The following is a 15918-nucleotide window of genomic DNA, read 5'->3' as shown; positions in this document are numbered from 1 at the left end:
AGGTGGCGGCTTCCGGGTCCGGTGGGGGCTGGGCATACGCCGCCCACGATCGCTACGCCCCTCCGGTTCGGGTGGCGGGTGCGGGTTGGTGGGGGCTGGGCAGGGGCCGCCCGCGAGCGCTGCGCCCCACCGGTCGGGTTGGCGGGTGCGGGCTGGTGGGGGCCCTACGCTCACGAAGATGACGTCCAGTACTCCGAAGTTCACCCCTCAGAAGATCACCACCTTCCTGATGTTCGAGGGGCAGGCCGAAGAGGCCATGACCTACTACCTCTCGCTCTTCGACGACGCCGAGGTCCTCGACATCACCCGCTACGGTCCGGACACCCCCGGCCACGGCAAGGAGGGCACCGTCCAGCACGCCACCTTCGCCCTGGCAGGCCAGCAGTTCATGTGCATCGACAGCCCTGCCCACCACGAGTTCGGCTTCACCCCGGCCGTCTCCCTCTTCGTCCGGTGCGACTCGGAGGCGGAACTCGACCGGCTCTACGCAGGCCTCACCGAAGGTGGCGGCGCGACCTTGATGCCACCCGACTCGTACGGTTTCAGCCCTAAGTTCGCGTGGGTCAACGACCGCTTCGGCGTCTCCTGGCAGCTCAACCTCCCCGCCTGAGCACGGGATCCGGCCCGGCTCGGGCCCGGGCGCCGGGCCCCGTCGCCGGGTCGGGCTGCGCTCCCGTCTCCGGATGACCGCCCGGATTTGCGGCGGCACAACGTGTGCGAGTGCGGTGTATGGGTGGATCGTCCTACTGGAATTGGCCATGTCCATGCCGGATGATCACGAGTCGATGTGCAGGAACGGGTACATCCGGTTCACGCCGCATCGGCGTCGGGCCGGGTGCCCGTGACAGAGGAGGCCCGCCCGTGACCGCTGTTCCGCCGCTCTTCTCCCCCATACCGCCGGCGATCCACCCCGAGCACGCCGCCATCGACCTGCGGACGGCCGACTGGGCCGAGGCCCACAGGATCGGGTCGGACGAGCTGCGCCACCGGCTCGTGCGGCACGGGATCGGCACCTTCGCCGCGCGCGTCGTCCCGCACGGCCGCAGGGAAGTCGTCCAGACGCTGGCCGACTTCGTCATGTGGCTGTTCGGCCTGGACGACGGGGTCTGCGAGGAGAGCGACCTCGGCCGGATGCCGGGCGAACTCACCGGGATCCTGCACCGGCTGCTGCGGGTGGCCCAGGCCCCTGACGCGCCGCTCCTGCCCGACGATCCCCTCGCCGACGCGCTGCGCGATCTGCGCACCCGGGTCGACCGCCAGGGCACCGCGGGCCAGGCGGCGCGCTGGGTCGCCTGCCTGCGCGAGTACGCCTTCTCCGTGGTCTGGGAGGCCTCGCACCGCAGTGCGGGCACGGTGCCCAGCCTCTCCGACTACACCCTGATGCGGCTGTACGACGGGGCGACCACCGTCGTGTTCCCCCTGCTGGAGATGGCCCACGGGTACGAGCTCCAGCCGCACGAGCGCGACCACCGCGCCGTCCGTGCCGCCGAGGAGATGGCCTCGTTCGTCATCACCTGGGACAACGACATCCTCTCCGACCACAAGGAGCGCCGGACCGCGCGCGGCTACTACCTCAACGTGCTGCGGGTCCTGGAGGCCGAGGGGCTCGACCACGAGAAGGCCATGGTCACCGCCGTCGCCCAGCGGGACCGGGTGCTGTCCCACTTCGTCCGCGTGACCGACCACCTCGCCGAGACCGGCAGCCCGCAACTGCGCCAATACGTGGCGGGCCTGCGTTCCTTCGTGCGGGGCTCCCAGGACTGGGGCATCAGCTCCGTCCGCTACACCACCCCCGACGACCCGGCGGGCCTGCCGACCGGGTTCTGCGACAGCCCCACGGACGACCGCCCCGAGCCGCTGGGCATCGACACGATCGCCTGGTGGTGGGACGTCCTGCCGGCCGCGCCGTTCCGGGCCGCGCTCCTGCCCACGCAGCGTCCGCGCCGCGGTGGACTCGTCCGGGTCAAGTGAGGGGCGGGCCCTGACTGGAGGAAGCGGACGGCGGCCGTGTGCGACGCCGGGGGCGAGGGCCGCCCGGACGGCGGTGTGAGGGCGCCTTCCGAGTGGTCTTTCCGGCGCGGGCGCGGCCGCACCGGACGGCGCGGCCGCTCGACGGTGCGAGAGTGCTGCCCGGCCGGGCAGCGGGAGCGGCGGCGGGATCCGCCTACCACCCGCGCCGCCGATGTCCACGTGCCGGGCCCTGCGGGGCGGTGCGTCCGCTCCCTCGAGACGGCTTCCGGGCCGTGAAATGCGAAGGTGCCGCCTGATGAACCAGCCCGCCTGCTGCGCTGCCACCCCCACCGCGGGCCGTGCCCGGGGCGGAGGACCCGCCGCCCGACGCCGACGCCTCCTGGCCGGCGCGACCGCCGCGCTGTTCCTCACCGGGGTGCTCGGCGCCCCCGCGGCGTACGCCCAGGACTTCGCCCCGCCGGTCAACTACCCGGTGGGCAACGCGCCGCAGTCGGTGGCCACGGGCGACTTCAACGGCGACGGCTCCCTCGACCTCGTCACCGCGAACCCCGGCAGCGACGACGTGTCGGTCCTCCTGAACACGGGTGCGGGGGCGTTCGCGACCGCCACGAACTTCGACGTGGGCGCCCTGCCGGTATCGGTGGCCGTGGCGGACGTGAACGGCGACGGTGACCTGGACCTCGTCGTGGCGAACGCGGTGGACGACAACGTCTCGGTGCTGCTGGGCAACGGGGCCGGTGCGTTCGGCACGCCGACGAACTTCTCCGTGGGCGACGTGCCGGTCTCGGTGGCGGTGGGCGACTTCAACGGCGACGGCAACCCCGACCTGGCCGTCGCGAACGCCGGCAGCAACAACGTGTCGGTGCTGCTGGGCGATGGGAGCGGCGGGTTCGCCGCGGCCGTGGACTACGCCGTGGGCCAGAACCCCTTCTGGGTGGCGGTGGGAAACCTCGACGGCGACGGCGATGCGGACCTCGCCGTGGCGAACTCGGTGAGCGACAGCGTGTCGGTGCTGCTGGGCAACGGGGACGGTACGTTCGCCGCGGCCGTGGCCTACCCGGTGGGCGACAACCCGTTCTCGGTGGCCGTGGGCGACGTCAACGGCGACGGCCGTCCCGACCTGGCCACCGCGGACCTCGACGCCGACACCGTCTCGGTCCTGCTGAACACCGGCTCCGGGACGTTCGGCACCGCCACGCCCTACCCGGTCGGCGACGCGCCGTTCACCGTGGCCATGGCCGACCTCGACGGTGACGGAGCCCTGGATCTCGCCGTCACGAACGAGCTCGGCGACAGCGTGTCGGTACTCCCGAACAACGGCTCCGGCACCTTCGGCACGGCCGACGACCACCCCGCCGGCGACGCCCCGACGGGACTGGCGGTGGCCGACCTCAACGGCGACGCCCTCCTCGACCTGGTCACCGCGAACGCCAACGGCAACGACGTGTCGGTGCTGCTGGCGGTCAGGGCGGCCTCGAACACCGCGTTGGTCTCGTCACTCAACCCGTCCGCCGTCGGTCAGCCGGTGACCTTCACCGCCACGGTGACCGGGGCCCAGGGCACCCCGACCGGCACCGTCACGTTCAAGGACGGCGCCACCACCCTGGGCACCGACACCCTCGACGGAACGGGTAGGGCGACGTTCACGACCTCCGCCCTCACGGTGGGCACCCACCCGATCACCGCCGAGTACGGCGGGAACGGCACCTACGCACCGTCCACCAGCAACACCGTGAACCAGGTCGTGAACCCCCTGAGCTGCGCCAACGCCACCCCCACCATCGTCGGGACGAATCACGCGGACAACCTCGTCGGAACCCCCGGCAACGACGTGATCTTCGCGCTCCGGGGCAACGACACGGTCAACGGCCTCGGTGGTGACGACCTCGTGTGCGCCGGGCCGGGCAACGACACCGTCTCCGGCGGCACGGGCGACGACCGTGTCGAAGGCGGCTCCGGCAACGACCTCATCATGGGCAACGACGACAACGACACCCTGCTCGGCGGCGACAACAACGACACCATCAACGGCAACGCCGGGAACGACGCCCTCTTCGGCGAAGCGGGCAACGACCGTCTCGACGGCGGCACCGGCACCAACACCAACAACGGCGGCCCCGGCCGCAACACCTGCACCAACCCCGCCGCCGGTCCGGGCTGCCTCTGAGCCCCACCTGGTCGAGCCCCCCGCTCCTGCTGGGGGGCTCGACCACGGGCTCGGGCCTGACCGGCGGGGGTCCGAAGGAGGCGGCTCAGGTCCGGGCGGCGACGGTCATGGGGACGCGGTCGGCGTGCGCGACGGCCGAGGCGACCTCCCGCGGTGTGTGGCCGGGCACGGGCTCCAGCCGCCACTGGCGCAGGATCGTGGCGATCGCGATGGTGGCCTCGGTCCACACGAACAGGTCGCCGATGCACTTGCGGTTGCCCGCCCCGAACGGGATGTACGCCTGCCGGCCGGGCCCCTCCGCCAGCCGCTCCGGCAGCCACCGGTCCGGGTCGAACCGGTCGGCGTCCGCGTACAGCTCCGGGTCGCGGTGCAGGGCGTACAGGCTGAAGGCCACCTCGGTGCCGGTCGGCAGCGCGGTGCCGCCCAGCGTCACCGGCTCGGTCGTGCGCCGCATCAGGAGCGTGACGCCGTGCAGCCGGATCACCTCGTCGATCACGCGCCGGATGCCCTTCAGTTCCGGCACGTGCGCGGCGGTCACCGGGCCCTCGCCGACCACCCGCCCTATCTCGGCGACCAGTTCCGCCTCGACGTCCGGGCGGGCGCCCAGCTCGTGGAAGGTCCAGGCGAGCGTCGCGGCCGTGGTCTCCGCGCCGGCGAACAGGATGGTCGCCAGCTCGTCGCGCACCTGCACGTCCGTCAGCCCGGAGCCGCCCTCCGGGTCGTTGGCGGCCAGGAGCAGGGACAGCAGGTCGTCGTGTCCGGTGGGTCCGGCCGCGCGCGAGGTGGCCACCACCTCGTCGATGACCGCGCGCAGGCTGGCCGCCGCCCGGTCGAAGCGGCGGTTCGCCGGGATCGGCAAGCGGTCCAGCACCGTGGGGGAGGCGGCGCGTACGAGGAGGTTGGTCAGCAGGACCGGCAGGTTCGTGCGCACCGCCTCGACGGCCGGCAGGCCGATGTCGGTGGAGAACAGGGTCCGGGCCAGCGTCTCGACGGCGTACCCCGCCATGGCCGGCTCCAGGTCGACCACGTCCCCCGGGGCCCAGGAGTCCGCCAGCGCCTGTGCGTTGGCGCTCATCGTCTCCGAGTACCCCGCGATGCGGTCGCGGGAGAACATCGGCTGGATCATGCGGCGGTGCTTGCGGTGCAGCTCGCCGTCGGAGTTGGCCAGGCCGTTCCCGGCCAGGGGGCGCAGCCGGTCGAAGAAACGTCCCTTCTCGAACGAACCGGCCTGGCGAACCGTCACTTCATGGACCAGTTCCGGTGTGGTCGCGACGTACATCGGCAGCGTCCCCAAGTCCACGCGCACCAGGTCACCGTGCCGGCGCAGCGACGACAGGAAGCCCAGCGGGTCGCGCCACAGGGCCAGCGCGTGGCCCAGCAGCGGAAGGCCGCCCGGTACGCGGGGGACGGAGGTGTGGGGCCGCGGCCCGGCGACGTGCGTCATGCGGATCGGTTCCTTCCCGTGGGGGTGCGTCGAACATGATCCCCTGGTCGGCCCCGGTACGGGGCGGCGGCCCTGCTTCCGATCGCGGGGCGGCCGCCGCGGGGAGCGGGTCACCCGCCCCCGTACGGTAGTTGGCGCGGGGCCCTGTCCCCGGGGGCGGCCTTCGACAGTAGGCTGCGCGGTGCTGAACGATCATCACCCTCAGTGCGGGCGCGCATCCGCGATCCCCGCCGCTGCCCGGAGGCCACGTGACCACCCCGCCCTACGACCAGACCGCCCCCCGTGAGGCCGCGGCGCCCCCGCGCTGCCCCGTCGCCCACGCCCCCGCCCGCGGCCCGCGCCCGGTGTACGGTCCGGAGGCCGAGGCCCAGCCCTACGCCTTCTACGAGCAACTGCGCGCCGAGCACGGGGCCGTGGCCCCCGTGCTCCTCTACGGCGGCGTACCTGCCTGGCTGGTGCTCGGCTACCAGGAGGCCCTCGAGGTGCTGCGCTCTCCGCTGTACTCCTCCGACTCCCGCAACTGGCACGCCTTCCGGGAGGGCACGCTGCCGGCGGACTCGCCCCTGCTGCCCATCACCGCCTGGCAGCCCCTGGTCGCGCTGACCGAGGGCGCCGAGCACGCCCGGCTGCGCGAGGCCGTCACCGAGAGCCTGGAGCGCGTCAACCGCCACCGGATGCGCCGGTACCTGACGCGCTACGCGACCCGCCTCATCGACGACTTCGCCCCCACCGGGCGGGCCGACCTCGTGGCCGACTTCTCCCGGAAGCTGCCGGCCCTGGTCATAGGCCAGCTGTTCGGCATGCGCGAGGAGGACGCCCTCCCGGCCGGCGCCGCGGTGGCCGACATGATCAGCGGCGGCCCGTCGGCCGCGCAGAGCAACCAGGTGATCGTCGACATGATGCGCGACCTGGTCGAACTCAAGCGGCGGCAGCCGGGCGACGACCTCGCCAGCTGGCTGCTGGTCCACCCCGCCGGGCTGACCGACGAGGAGGTGCGCGAGCACCTGCGCCTGGCCCTGGTCGCCGCCCTGGAGCCCACCACCAACCTGGTCGCCAGCGCCCTGCGCATGGTGCTGACCGACGGCCGCTTCCGCGGGCACCTCTCGGGCGGCCAGATGACCCTGCCGGACGCGCTGGAGCAGGTCCTGTGGGACCACCCCCCGCTCGCCGTCGTGCCCACCCGCTGGGCGAAGGCCGACACCCACCTCGGCGGCGCCCGGATCGCGGCCGGCGACATGGTGATGCTCGGCCTGGCGGCCGGCAACGTGGACCCGGCGATCCGCTCCGACCTCACGGAGCCGATGTGGGGCAACCGCTCGCACCTGGCCTTCGGCGCCGGCGCGCACGAATGCCCCGGCCAGGACCTCGGGCGTGCCATCGCGGAGGCCGGCGTCGACCTGCTGCTGGAGCGGCTGCCGGACGTACGGCTGGCCGTCGGGGAGGACGACCTCCAGGTCGTCGGCACCTGGATGTCCCGCCGCCTGACCGGCCTGCCGGTGCGCTTCACCCCGCAGCAGGGCCGGCAGGCGCCGGCCGCCGCCGCGCCGCCGACCGCCGCGCCGCAGGTACGGCACGAGGCCGCCCCGGTCCGCGAGGAGCGGCGGCGCTGGGGCTGGTTCCGCCGCCGCTAGGTTCGTTCTTCGGACGGGCCGGTCGGCCGGTCGGCCGTGTCCGTCCGACGAGTGCCCCCTGAGTGATGCCGGACCGGATCGAGCCCTCGTACCGGCCGATCCGGTCCGGCACCGGCGAGCGGTGCCCGCGCGCAGGCCGACCGCGTCGCTCGCCGACCGCCTTGCAGGGGACACGGCCGTCCGGCTATCTTGCATTACATGGTTCCTGGTATCGCAAAGAATGAGGCGGAGGGAGGCCGGGTCCCCAGCCAGCTCCGCAAGGGGGTGCTGGAGTACTGCGTCCTCGCGCTCATGAGGGACCGCCCGCGCTACGGCGTGGAGCTCCTCACCGAGCTCTCCGAGGTCAGCGTCATGACCACCAGTCAGGGCACGATCTACCCCCTGCTGTCGCGGCTGCGCCGCGAGGGGTACGTCGACACCGAGCTGCGCGAGTCCCACAGCGGCCCGCCGCGCCGGTACTACACCCTCACGGCCGTGGGCCGGGCGGCCCTCGCCGAGTTCACCCAGGCGTGGCCGCTGTTCCGGGACGCCGTCGACCACTTTCTCCACGACCCGCAGGGGGATTCCGCATGAACGCCATCGAGAACCCGCTGGTGACCGCCTACCTCGCCGCCGTCGAGCGCGAGACGGCCGTCCTGCCCGTCGACCGCCGCGCCGAGCTCCTCGCCGACCTGCGCGAGCACATCGAGGTCAGCGAGACCGACGACGAGGACCGCCTGCGCCAAGTGCTCGCCGAACTCGGCGACCCCCGCACGGTCGCCGCCTCCGCCCTCGCCGAGGAGCCGCCCGTCCCCGCCACCGCCCCGGCGGCCCCCGCCACCGCCCCGGCGGCCCCCGCCGGACACGGCACGCGCACCCGCCTGACCGTCGGCCTGCTCGCCGGCGCCGGCATCCTGGTCCTGCTCAACTCCTACGTCGGCACCCTGGCCCTGATCGCCGGTCTGGTCCTGCTGTGGACCTCCGGCCACTGGGGCACCCGCCCCAAGGTGATCGCCACCGCCGCCTGCGCGGCCGTCCCCGTCGCCCTGCTCCTGGGGGCGTTCCTGCTCGCCGGCGGCCGCCTCGGCGCGGTGGAACTCCTCGTGATCGCCGCGACCTCGCTGCTCGTACCGATCCTGGGCGCCGTCGCCCTGCTGCGGGCCGCCCGCCGCTGACCGCGCGGCGGCCGGGCCCGGCGTACCGCAGAAGAAGCTCAAGTCCGTTGTCCCGGAAGGGCTCCCTGCATACGGTCGCGCCATGACCGGCACGAACTGGCACGTCCTCGTCGAGGAACGCCGCAACGAGACCCACCTCGTCGACATGCGGACGGTGGCGTCCACCCACATGTCCCTCTACTTCAGCGACCCCGTCGACGGCGGCCCGGAGGGCGCGGCCGAGCTCGCCGAGGAACTGGCCCGCACGTTCGTCCCCGACTGGATGGCCGCCGCCGGTCGTCCCGGCGATGCCCCGGCCCGCACCGCGTACCTCACCACAGACGGCACGTGGCTGGTCACCCTCGACCAGAACCGCGGCGGCCTGACCGCCGTCCTGCGCATCCACCCGGCCCGCCTCATGCACCGGTCCGAGCAGACCCTGGCCCCGCGCGAGCCCCTGCTCAAGGGCCTCCGCCGCGTCCTGTCCCCCGGAGCCCCGCAGCCCGCAGCCGCCCGCTGAGCCGGGGCGGGTGCTCCCGGGCCGGTGCGGGCCGCGCGCCTCAGCGCCACTGCTCGGACGGCTTCAGGCCGGGGAGGGGCTTGCCGATCAGGGCCAGCGGGATGAAGAAGTTGACCTGGCCGATGGCCAGCGCCAGCGTGGTGAGCGCGGTCTCGTCGTAGACCTCCGCGGCCCGCTCGTAGAGCGCGTCCGGCACCCGCTCGCCGCGGCCGCCGCCCACCAGCACCGCCTCCACCAGCTCCAGTGCGACCGACTCGGCCTCGCTGAAGTACGGCGCGTCCCGCCACGAGGCGACCGCGGTGATGCGCTCCTCGGTGACGCCGCCCTTGCGGAGGCTGTCGGTGTGCATCACGGTCAGGTAGGTGTTGCCGACGATCTGCCCGGCGCGCAGCTGCATCAGGTCGACGGTCGTCTTGGCGACCGAACCGTTGGTCACGGCCTTGTACAGCGCCCCGGCCACGGCCCCCAGCTCGGGCACGAGCCGCGCCGGGTTCGGCAGCCGCGATTCGGCGGCGCGGGTGGTGATGGCGTGGGTGTCGGCCGCGTGGGTGGGGGCGGTGGTCCGCGTGGCGTCGGTCATGTCGCTCATTTCGATTCCTCCGGGCTCTGCGTCGTGCTCTCACCCCACTGACGGACCCCGCCCCGCCGATGTGACAGCCCTGCGCCCTGCGCCTTGCGCCCGGTCAGTGCCCACAAGGGCCCTGCTGGAGGGTCGTGGTGGCACGTCCTCCACTCCGATTACTCGGAACTCCGCGCGGCCGGGTTCTCTCCCTCCGGCCTGACCCTGGCGGTCGCCACCAGCAGCGACCTCACCCTCTGGACCCGACCCGAGCTCCACTTCGACCACTGAGCGGAGCGGCGTCCTGGTTGCGGTCACGCTCGCGGCCGGCGAGGTACTCCCGGACGAGTCGCCCGAGTACGTCGCCCTCATGGGCACGCTCGTTGAAGACGGCCCGCCGGAAGGCCGTGCGCTCCTCCGGAGCCAGGAAGGCCACCAGGTACTCCGCCTGCGGATGCCGGTAACCGCAGCAGATGAGGCGCGTGCAGACCTTGTCCGACGTGCCGAGCGTCGGCGTCCGCCAGGGATGGTGCGGGTAGCCCCGCAGCTCCGCCCTGCAACGGTCGAGGATCGTGAACAGCTCGGTCTTGTTCCGGTGCTTCTCGCGCCCGTAGTGCAGCCGGAACCACTCGCGGCGGTCCGCGTCCGCTATCTCCCGCTGCACGCGCTCGACGCGCCTCGTGATGCCGGCGTAGATCCTGGGTGGCATGGCGCGCGTGGCGAAGCCCGCCTTCGGATACCTGTGGTGCAGGTCCATGTCGACCACCCAACGCTTCGCGCTGCGGCCCTTCTTCCAGCGGTTGCAGTCCTCGCAGGCAGGGACGAAGTTCCACCAGACGTCCGCCCCGTCGTCGACGACGGGTCTTTCGTGGTCGATCGTGGTGGCGGGGCGACGACCGCAGTAGACGCACAGGCCCCGATGCGCCAGCAGGACCATGAGCCACTGCCAGGTCTGCTGCTTGCCCCGCTCACCGCGACGGATCCTGTCCACCACGCCCCCTCCCCCGTCCCGGCCCCCCTGGGGGACCGTATGGGAGGCACTGACAGACGGCGTCGCGCCGTGACCGGGCGCGGACCCGCAGCGGGCTCGGGCTACGGGACGTTCCAGGCGGAGACGACCGGTTGGCCGTCCTCGGTGGCCAGGAAGCTGAGGGTGCCCGGATGCGGGTGGCCGAGCAGTCGGCTCGCGGACGCGTCGAGGCCGAGCCAGCGGACGGTGAGGATGCGGGCGAGGTGGCCGTGCGCGACGACGGCGACATCGCCCTCGGCCAGCAGCGGCCGGACGCGGTCGAGCACCGCGTCCGTGCGCGCGGCCACCTGCTGGAGCTGCTCGCCGGGATGCTCGGAGTCGCCGGGAACGACGCCGTCCCGCCAGAGGTCCCAGCCCGGCCTCGACTCCCTGATCTGCTCGGCGGTCAGGCCCTCGTAGCCGCCGTAGTCCCATTCCAGCAGGTCCGGATCGGGCCGGGCGCCGGTCAGGCCGGCCAGCTCCGCCGTTCGCACGGCGCGGCTCAGCGGGCTGCTGAACACGGCCGCCAGCGGGCGGCCGGCCAGCCTCGGGGCCAGGGCCCTGGCCGCCGCCTCGCCCGCGCCGGTCAGCCCCACGTCGGTCCGGCCGGCGTGCCGGCCCGACAGGCTCCACTCCGTCTGGCCGTGCCTGATCACGATGAGTTCCCCCATGCCTGCGCACGCTACCGGTCAGTCGCCGTCCGGGGTGCCCGTCCCGTGCGGCCGTTCGGCGTCGGTCCCGGGCGGCCGTTCGGCGTCGGTCCGGTGCGGCCGTTCGGCGTCGGTCCCGGGCTTGGCGGAGAGGACGTCGCGGGCCTGTTCCGCGGCGCGCACGATGCTCTCGGAGACGAAGTCGAGGAAGCGGGCGATGTTCTCGAAGCGGGTGCCGGCCGGGGTGCCGTGGCCGAGCACGCCGACGCCCTGCCGCGCGGTCTCGACGAGTTGGGCCGTGGAGCGGGCGCTGGCCATCATCGACCGGTACCAGATGTCGTCGTCCACGACGTACCGGTCGCGGCGGCGTTCGTCGCGTTCCCGGCGGACCAGGCCCTGTTCCTCGAGGAACGCCACCGCCTTCGAGATGGACGCCGGGCTCACCCGGAGGCGCTGGACGAGTTCGGAGGCGGTGAGGCTGCCGGAGTCCGTGGTGCAGAGACAGGCCAGTACCCGGGCCATCATCTTGGGCACGCCGGACGCCATGAGCACGGTGGTGAACACCTCCTCGTACGCGCGCACCTCGGCGGCGTCGCGTCCGTCGGCCCGCGGGGCCGTGCCCGGCTCCCGCGGCTCGGCCTGCCTGCGGCGCTGGGCGCGGTGTTCGGTGGCGCGGTGGGCGAGGTCGGCGCGGTAGCCGGTGGGGCCGCCGTTGCGCATCACCTCGCGCGTGACGGTCGAGGTCGGGCGGTCGAGGCGCCTGGCGATCTCCGCGTAGGCGAGGCCGTCGGCCAGCCCCAGCGCGATCTGCTGGCGTTCCTGCTGGGTGAGTCTGCCTCCCGGCATCGCGGTCTCCTTCGTGCTGCGTGGTGGTCCCAGCTTAGCCTTCACCTTCAGGTCATTGCAACGTCGGTCGGAAGGTTGTTGCATTAGTCGGCAGGGTCGTTGCAATGAAATTGTGCCTCTGACCTGCGTAAACCCCTATGTCTTGCAACGAATACGTTGCCTGATCCTTGAATGCAACGTAGCGTTTCGCTCATCAGAAACGGCGAGGGCAACAAGGCCCCCGCCGCCCGAGAAGGAGAAACGTCATGCAGAAGTTCGCCACCGCCGCCCCCGTCTCCGCCGTCGTCGACGTCCCGGCCGGTCGCATCCGGTTCATCGCCGCCGACCGTGTGGACACCGTGGTGGAGGTCCTGCCCGCGGACGCCGCCAAGGGCCGGGACGTGAAGGCGGCCGAGCAGGTCGGGGTCCGCTACGCCGACGGCGTCCTGCGGATCGTGGCCGCCGAGGGCGGGAACCGGGTGCTGGGCAACTCGGGTGCGGTCGAGGTGACGGTGCAGCTGCCGGCCGGCTCCCACGTGGAGGCGACGGCGGCCGCCGCCGAACTCCGCGGCGTCGGACGGCTGGGCGACGTGGCCTTCCGGGCCGCGCAGGCCACCGTCAAGCTCGACGAGACCGCCGGCGCCCGCCTCGCCCTGCAGGCCGGCGACGTCACCGTCGGCCGCCTCGCCGGCCCGGCCGACATCACCACGCAGAAGGGCGACCTGCGCATCACCGAGGCCGTCGCCGGCACGGTCACCCTGCGCACCGAGCACGGCCGCATCGAGGTCGGCGCCGCCCGCGGCGTCTCCGCCACCCTCGACGCCGGCACCGCCTACGGCCGCATCCACAACACCCTCAGCAACACCGACGGCGCCGCCGCCGCACTGAACATCCACGCCACCACCTCCTACGGCGACATCACCGCCCGCAGCCTCTGAGCAGCGGCCCCCACCCCCGACCCGGCGGCGCCGCCCCGGCGCCGCACCACCACACCCGCCACCGAGACCGAGGACGGACGAACGCGATGAGCACCACCGAGGACTACCAGGCCGCCGAACTGCTGCTGCGCCGCCCCGCCCGCCCCGGCGAGCTCGTGGTCGGCGACCGGGTCAGGCCGCAGTGGACCGACGCCGGCGCCCGCTTCTGGTACGCGGTGAGCACCCCCACCGGCAAGCGCTTCGTACGCGCCGACCCGGCGGCCGGCACCCGTGAGCCGGCCTTCGACCACCCCCGGCTGGCGGCCGCGCTCGCCGCGGCCTGCGGCCGGCCGGTCGACCCCGAGGCCCTGCCGTTCGCGGCCGTCGTGCTCGCCGGCGACGGCGTGGAGTTCGCGGCGTTCGGCGCGTACTGGCGCTGCGGCCTGGCCGACTACGCCTGCGAGCGAGCCGAGGCAGCACCGCCGGCCGGCCCGCTGGAGGTGCCGTCCCCCGACGGCAGGCTGGCCGTGTCGCGGCGGGGCCACGACCTGTGGGTGCGTTCGCTCGCCGACGGCCGCGAGTGGGCCCTGACCACCGACGGCGCGCCCGCTCACGGGTACGGCTACGGCCCCGAGTGCACGGCCAACGCCACCCTGCTGCGGAAGTTCGGCCTGCCGCACCTGCCGCCCGCGGTGGCCTGGTCGCCCGACTCGACGAAGGTGCTGGCCCACCGGACCGACGAACGCGCCGTTCGCGAGACCCACCTGATCGAGGCCCGACCCGCCGACGGCGGCGCACCCCGCCTGCACACCCAGCGGTTCGCCCACCCCGGCGACGCGCACGTGCCGCAGGCCGAGCTGGTCGTCCTGGACGCCGTCGGGGGCGCGGCGGTCCGCGGGCGGGCCGAACCGCTCCTCATGCCCGTGATGTCGCCGATCACCCTCGGGTGGGCGTGGTGGGCGCAGGACGGTTCGGCGGTGTACTACCTCGACCGGCCGCGCGACCTGCGCACCCTCACCCTGCACCGGATGGACCCGGTCACCGGCGAGGTCACCACCGTGCTCGCCGAGAGCGGGCCCACGCGGGTGGAGCCCAACCAGTTCGCGTACGAGCAGCCGATCGTGCAGGTGTTGGCCGACGAGGTGCTCTGGTACTCGCAGCGCGACGGCTGGGGCCACCTGTACCGCTACGACCTGCACACCGGCGCCCTGCTCGGACGGGTCACCTCGGGACCCTGGGCGGTCCGCCGGATCCTGCACGTCGACGAGGCCGAGCGGGTGCTGTGGTTCACGGCGTCCGGGCTGGTCGAGGGGGACCCCTACCGGCGCACGGTCTGCCGGGTCGGCCTGGACGGCTCGGGCTTCGCGCGGCTCACGGACGACGACCTGGACCACGTGGTGACCACGGCGCCCGGCGGGGCGTACTTCGTCGACTCCGCCTCCACCGTCGACACCCCTCCCGTGACGACGGTCCGCGACCGCACCGGTCGCGTGCTGGTCGAGCTCGAACGCGCCGACGTCACCGCACTGGTCGCCACCGGCTGGACCGCCCCCGAGCGCTTCCGCGTCAAGGCCGCCGACGGCGTGACGGACGTCTACGGCGTGCTCTACAAGCCGCGCGGCTTCGACCCCGGCCGGCGCTACCCGGTGGTGGACAACGTCTACCCCGGCCCGCAGGTCAACCGGGTCGCCCCGTGCTTCGACCCCGGCGGGTTGGGCCTGGACGCCGAACCCCTCGCCGCGCTCGGCTTCGTGGTCGTGGCCCTCGACGGCCGGGGCACCCCGGGCCGGGACAAGGCCTTCCACGACGCCTCCTACGGTCGACTGGCCGACGCCGGCAACCTCGACGACCACGTCGCGGCCCTGCGTCAACTGGCCCGGACCCGACCGTGGATGGACCTGGACCGGACGGGCGTCCTCGGCCACTCCGGAGGCGGCTACGCCGCCGCCCGCGCGATGCTCGACCACCCCGGGGTCTTCAAGGTCGGGGTCGCCCTCTCCGGCTCGCACGACGCCCCCCGCTTCAGCCTCGGCTTCGTGGAGGCCTACGACGGCGCGGACCGGCCCGAGGCCTGGGCCCGCACCTCCAACCTCGAGCTCGCCGACCGCCTGGCCGGCAAGCTGCTCCTGGTCCACGGGGAGATGGACGACCAGGTCCACCCGGACCAGACGCTGCGCCTGGCCGACCGCCTGATCGCCGCCGGCAAGGACTTCGAGCTGCTGGTCGTCCCGGGTGCCGAGCACACCTTCATCGACCACATCGCCTACGTCCGCACGCGCTGCTGGGACTTCCTGGTGCGGGAACTCGCGGGCGTACGGCCTCCCGCCCACCGGCCCGCTCCCGTCCCCGTCGGCCCCGAGCTCCTCGCCGAGCTGTTCGCCTGACCGCGACGTGCCGCAGCCCCCGCCGCCCCGGACCACCGGGGGCTGCGGGGGCCGCGGCGCGTCGCGGTCAGGCGGCGGCGCCGCCGTCCACGGCAGCCGTGTTGCCGAAGGCCTTCACGGCCTGGTAATAGGTCCAGGCGGTCGAGTCGCACGAGGCCTTCTTCACGCCCGAGTACGCGGCGCAGACCCGCTTGAGGTCGGCGTACAGGGCGTCGTCGAGCCGCGCCTTGTTCGCGCTGAAGGAGCCGGCCGCCTTGTAGTTGCGGTACCCGAAGTCGTGGCGGGCGCAGGACGTCTGGAAGGGGAACCCGAACGGGTTGTCCGGGGAGGACGAGCAGTAGTCGGTCGACCAGTCGAACCCGTAGGCGGACCAGTCGCCCTGGTGGGCGCGGGCCGTCGCCCACGCGCTGTAGCTGGCCGCGCTGGTCTGCGTCCAACTGCTCAGCACCTGGGGCTTGTCGGCCGGGGCCGCAGAGGCCGGGGTGGCAAGGGCGACGACGCCGGCCGCGAGGGTGGCGGAGACGGCGGTGAGTCGACGGCGCATCAGAATCCCTCCAACGGGTGGCGCCGGGAGGGCCCCCGCGCCGATGCGCCCAGACTGGAAGGCCGAAATATTACCGAACCCTTATGCGGCTATACGGAATCTTCTTGCGTCCCGGACGTTCTCCCGACGTGGAACCGGCAAAGTCGCGCGAGATCGCTCCAGTG

15 protein-coding genes are annotated in these 15918 nt (G+C 73.5%); 9 read left to right on the top strand and 6 right to left on the bottom strand.

From position 1 onward, the window contains the following. Positions 1–178: 178 nt before the first annotated feature. The 3 genes from IF43_RS0126200 to IF43_RS38310 all read left to right on the top strand — a co-directional run bounded on the left by IF43_RS0126200 (position 179) and on the right by IF43_RS38310 (position 4138). Positions 179–610, top strand: a complete 432-nt coding sequence (locus tag IF43_RS0126200; protein WP_030205397.1) for a VOC family protein — start codon at positions 179–181, stop codon at positions 608–610. A gap of 251 nt (positions 611–861) precedes the next feature. After that, complete coding sequence (locus IF43_RS0126195; protein WP_030205396.1) at positions 862–1971, top strand: selina-4(15),7(11)-diene synthase; 1110 nt, start codon at positions 862–864, stop codon at positions 1969–1971. Positions 1972–2266: 295 nt separating this feature from the next. After that, positions 2267–4138, top strand: coding sequence for an FG-GAP-like repeat-containing protein (locus tag IF43_RS38310; protein WP_051796184.1), 1872 nt, complete (start codon positions 2267–2269; stop codon positions 4136–4138). Between the two features lie 85 nt (positions 4139–4223). Here IF43_RS38310 and IF43_RS0126185 read toward each other — a convergent pair whose 3' ends face one another. Next, positions 4224–5582: a cytochrome P450 gene (locus IF43_RS0126185; protein ID WP_030205389.1), complete on the bottom strand. Its 1359-nt coding sequence runs from the start codon at positions 5580–5582 to the stop codon at positions 4224–4226. 248 nt (positions 5583–5830) lie between these two features. Between IF43_RS0126185 and IF43_RS0126180 the strand changes: the two genes are divergently transcribed. From IF43_RS0126180 to IF43_RS0126165, 4 genes are all read left to right on the top strand, one after another. Further along, entirely contained in the window at positions 5831–7213 is a 1383-nt protein-coding gene (locus IF43_RS0126180; RefSeq protein ID WP_051796181.1) for a cytochrome P450, read from the top strand. Between the two features lie 198 nt (positions 7214–7411). Then, on the top strand, positions 7412–7786 hold the full coding sequence (locus tag IF43_RS0126175; RefSeq protein ID WP_030205366.1) for a PadR family transcriptional regulator: 375 nt from the start codon (positions 7412–7414) through the stop codon (positions 7784–7786). Then, complete coding sequence (locus IF43_RS36920) at positions 7783–8367, top strand: hypothetical protein (RefSeq protein ID WP_051796178.1); 585 nt, start codon at positions 7783–7785, stop codon at positions 8365–8367. Before IF43_RS0126175 ends, IF43_RS36920 begins: the two co-directional genes overlap by 4 nt. A gap of 82 nt (positions 8368–8449) precedes the next feature. Continuing rightward, complete coding sequence (locus tag IF43_RS0126165) at positions 8450–8866, top strand: hypothetical protein (protein WP_030205358.1); 417 nt, start codon at positions 8450–8452, stop codon at positions 8864–8866. Between the two features lie 40 nt (positions 8867–8906). Here IF43_RS0126165 and IF43_RS0126160 read toward each other — a convergent pair whose 3' ends face one another. The 4 genes from IF43_RS0126160 to IF43_RS0126145 all read right to left on the bottom strand — a co-directional run bounded on the left by IF43_RS0126160 (position 8907) and on the right by IF43_RS0126145 (position 11930). Continuing rightward, a complete protein-coding gene (locus IF43_RS0126160) occupies positions 8907–9446 on the bottom strand; it encodes a carboxymuconolactone decarboxylase family protein (RefSeq protein WP_078910466.1) in 540 nt (179 codons plus the stop codon). A 229-nt stretch (positions 9447–9675) separates the two neighbouring features. Next, a complete protein-coding gene (locus tag IF43_RS36915) occupies positions 9676–10419 on the bottom strand; it encodes an HNH endonuclease (protein WP_037890100.1) in 744 nt (247 codons plus the stop codon). A 98-nt stretch (positions 10420–10517) separates the two neighbouring features. After that, positions 10518–11105 (bottom strand): histidine phosphatase family protein, encoded by a 588-nt coding sequence (locus tag IF43_RS0126150; protein WP_030205347.1) that lies wholly within the window; start codon positions 11103–11105, stop codon positions 10518–10520. Between the two features lie 18 nt (positions 11106–11123). Further along, a complete protein-coding gene (locus tag IF43_RS0126145; RefSeq protein ID WP_030205343.1) occupies positions 11124–11930 on the bottom strand; it encodes a helix-turn-helix domain-containing protein in 807 nt (268 codons plus the stop codon). A gap of 245 nt (positions 11931–12175) precedes the next feature. Here IF43_RS0126145 and IF43_RS0126140 point away from each other — a divergent pair, with 245 nt between their 5' ends. Both IF43_RS0126140 and IF43_RS0126135 read left to right on the top strand, forming a co-directional pair. Beyond that, positions 12176–12847, top strand: coding sequence for a DUF4097 family beta strand repeat-containing protein (locus IF43_RS0126140; RefSeq protein WP_030205332.1), 672 nt, complete (start codon positions 12176–12178; stop codon positions 12845–12847). Positions 12848–12933: 86 nt separating this feature from the next. Next, on the top strand, positions 12934–15210 hold the full coding sequence (locus IF43_RS0126135; protein WP_030205331.1) for a DPP IV N-terminal domain-containing protein: 2277 nt from the start codon (positions 12934–12936) through the stop codon (positions 15208–15210). Between the two features lie 67 nt (positions 15211–15277). On the opposite strand, the gene IF43_RS0126130 is transcribed toward IF43_RS0126135, so the two are convergent. Continuing rightward, positions 15278–15754 carry a phospholipase gene (locus IF43_RS0126130; protein WP_030205327.1) on the bottom strand — a complete coding sequence of 159 codons (477 nt, stop codon included), beginning with the start codon at positions 15752–15754 and terminating at the stop codon, positions 15278–15280. Positions 15755–15918: the final 164 nt, after the last annotated feature.

Source organism: Streptomyces sp. NRRL S-87 (assembly GCF_000719335.1).
In the GTDB taxonomy this organism is placed as follows: Bacteria; Actinomycetota; Actinomycetes; order Streptomycetales; family Streptomycetaceae; genus Streptomyces.
Note: the sequence above shows the minus strand (reverse complement) of the source record. Positions and strands in the feature narration are given on the sequence as shown.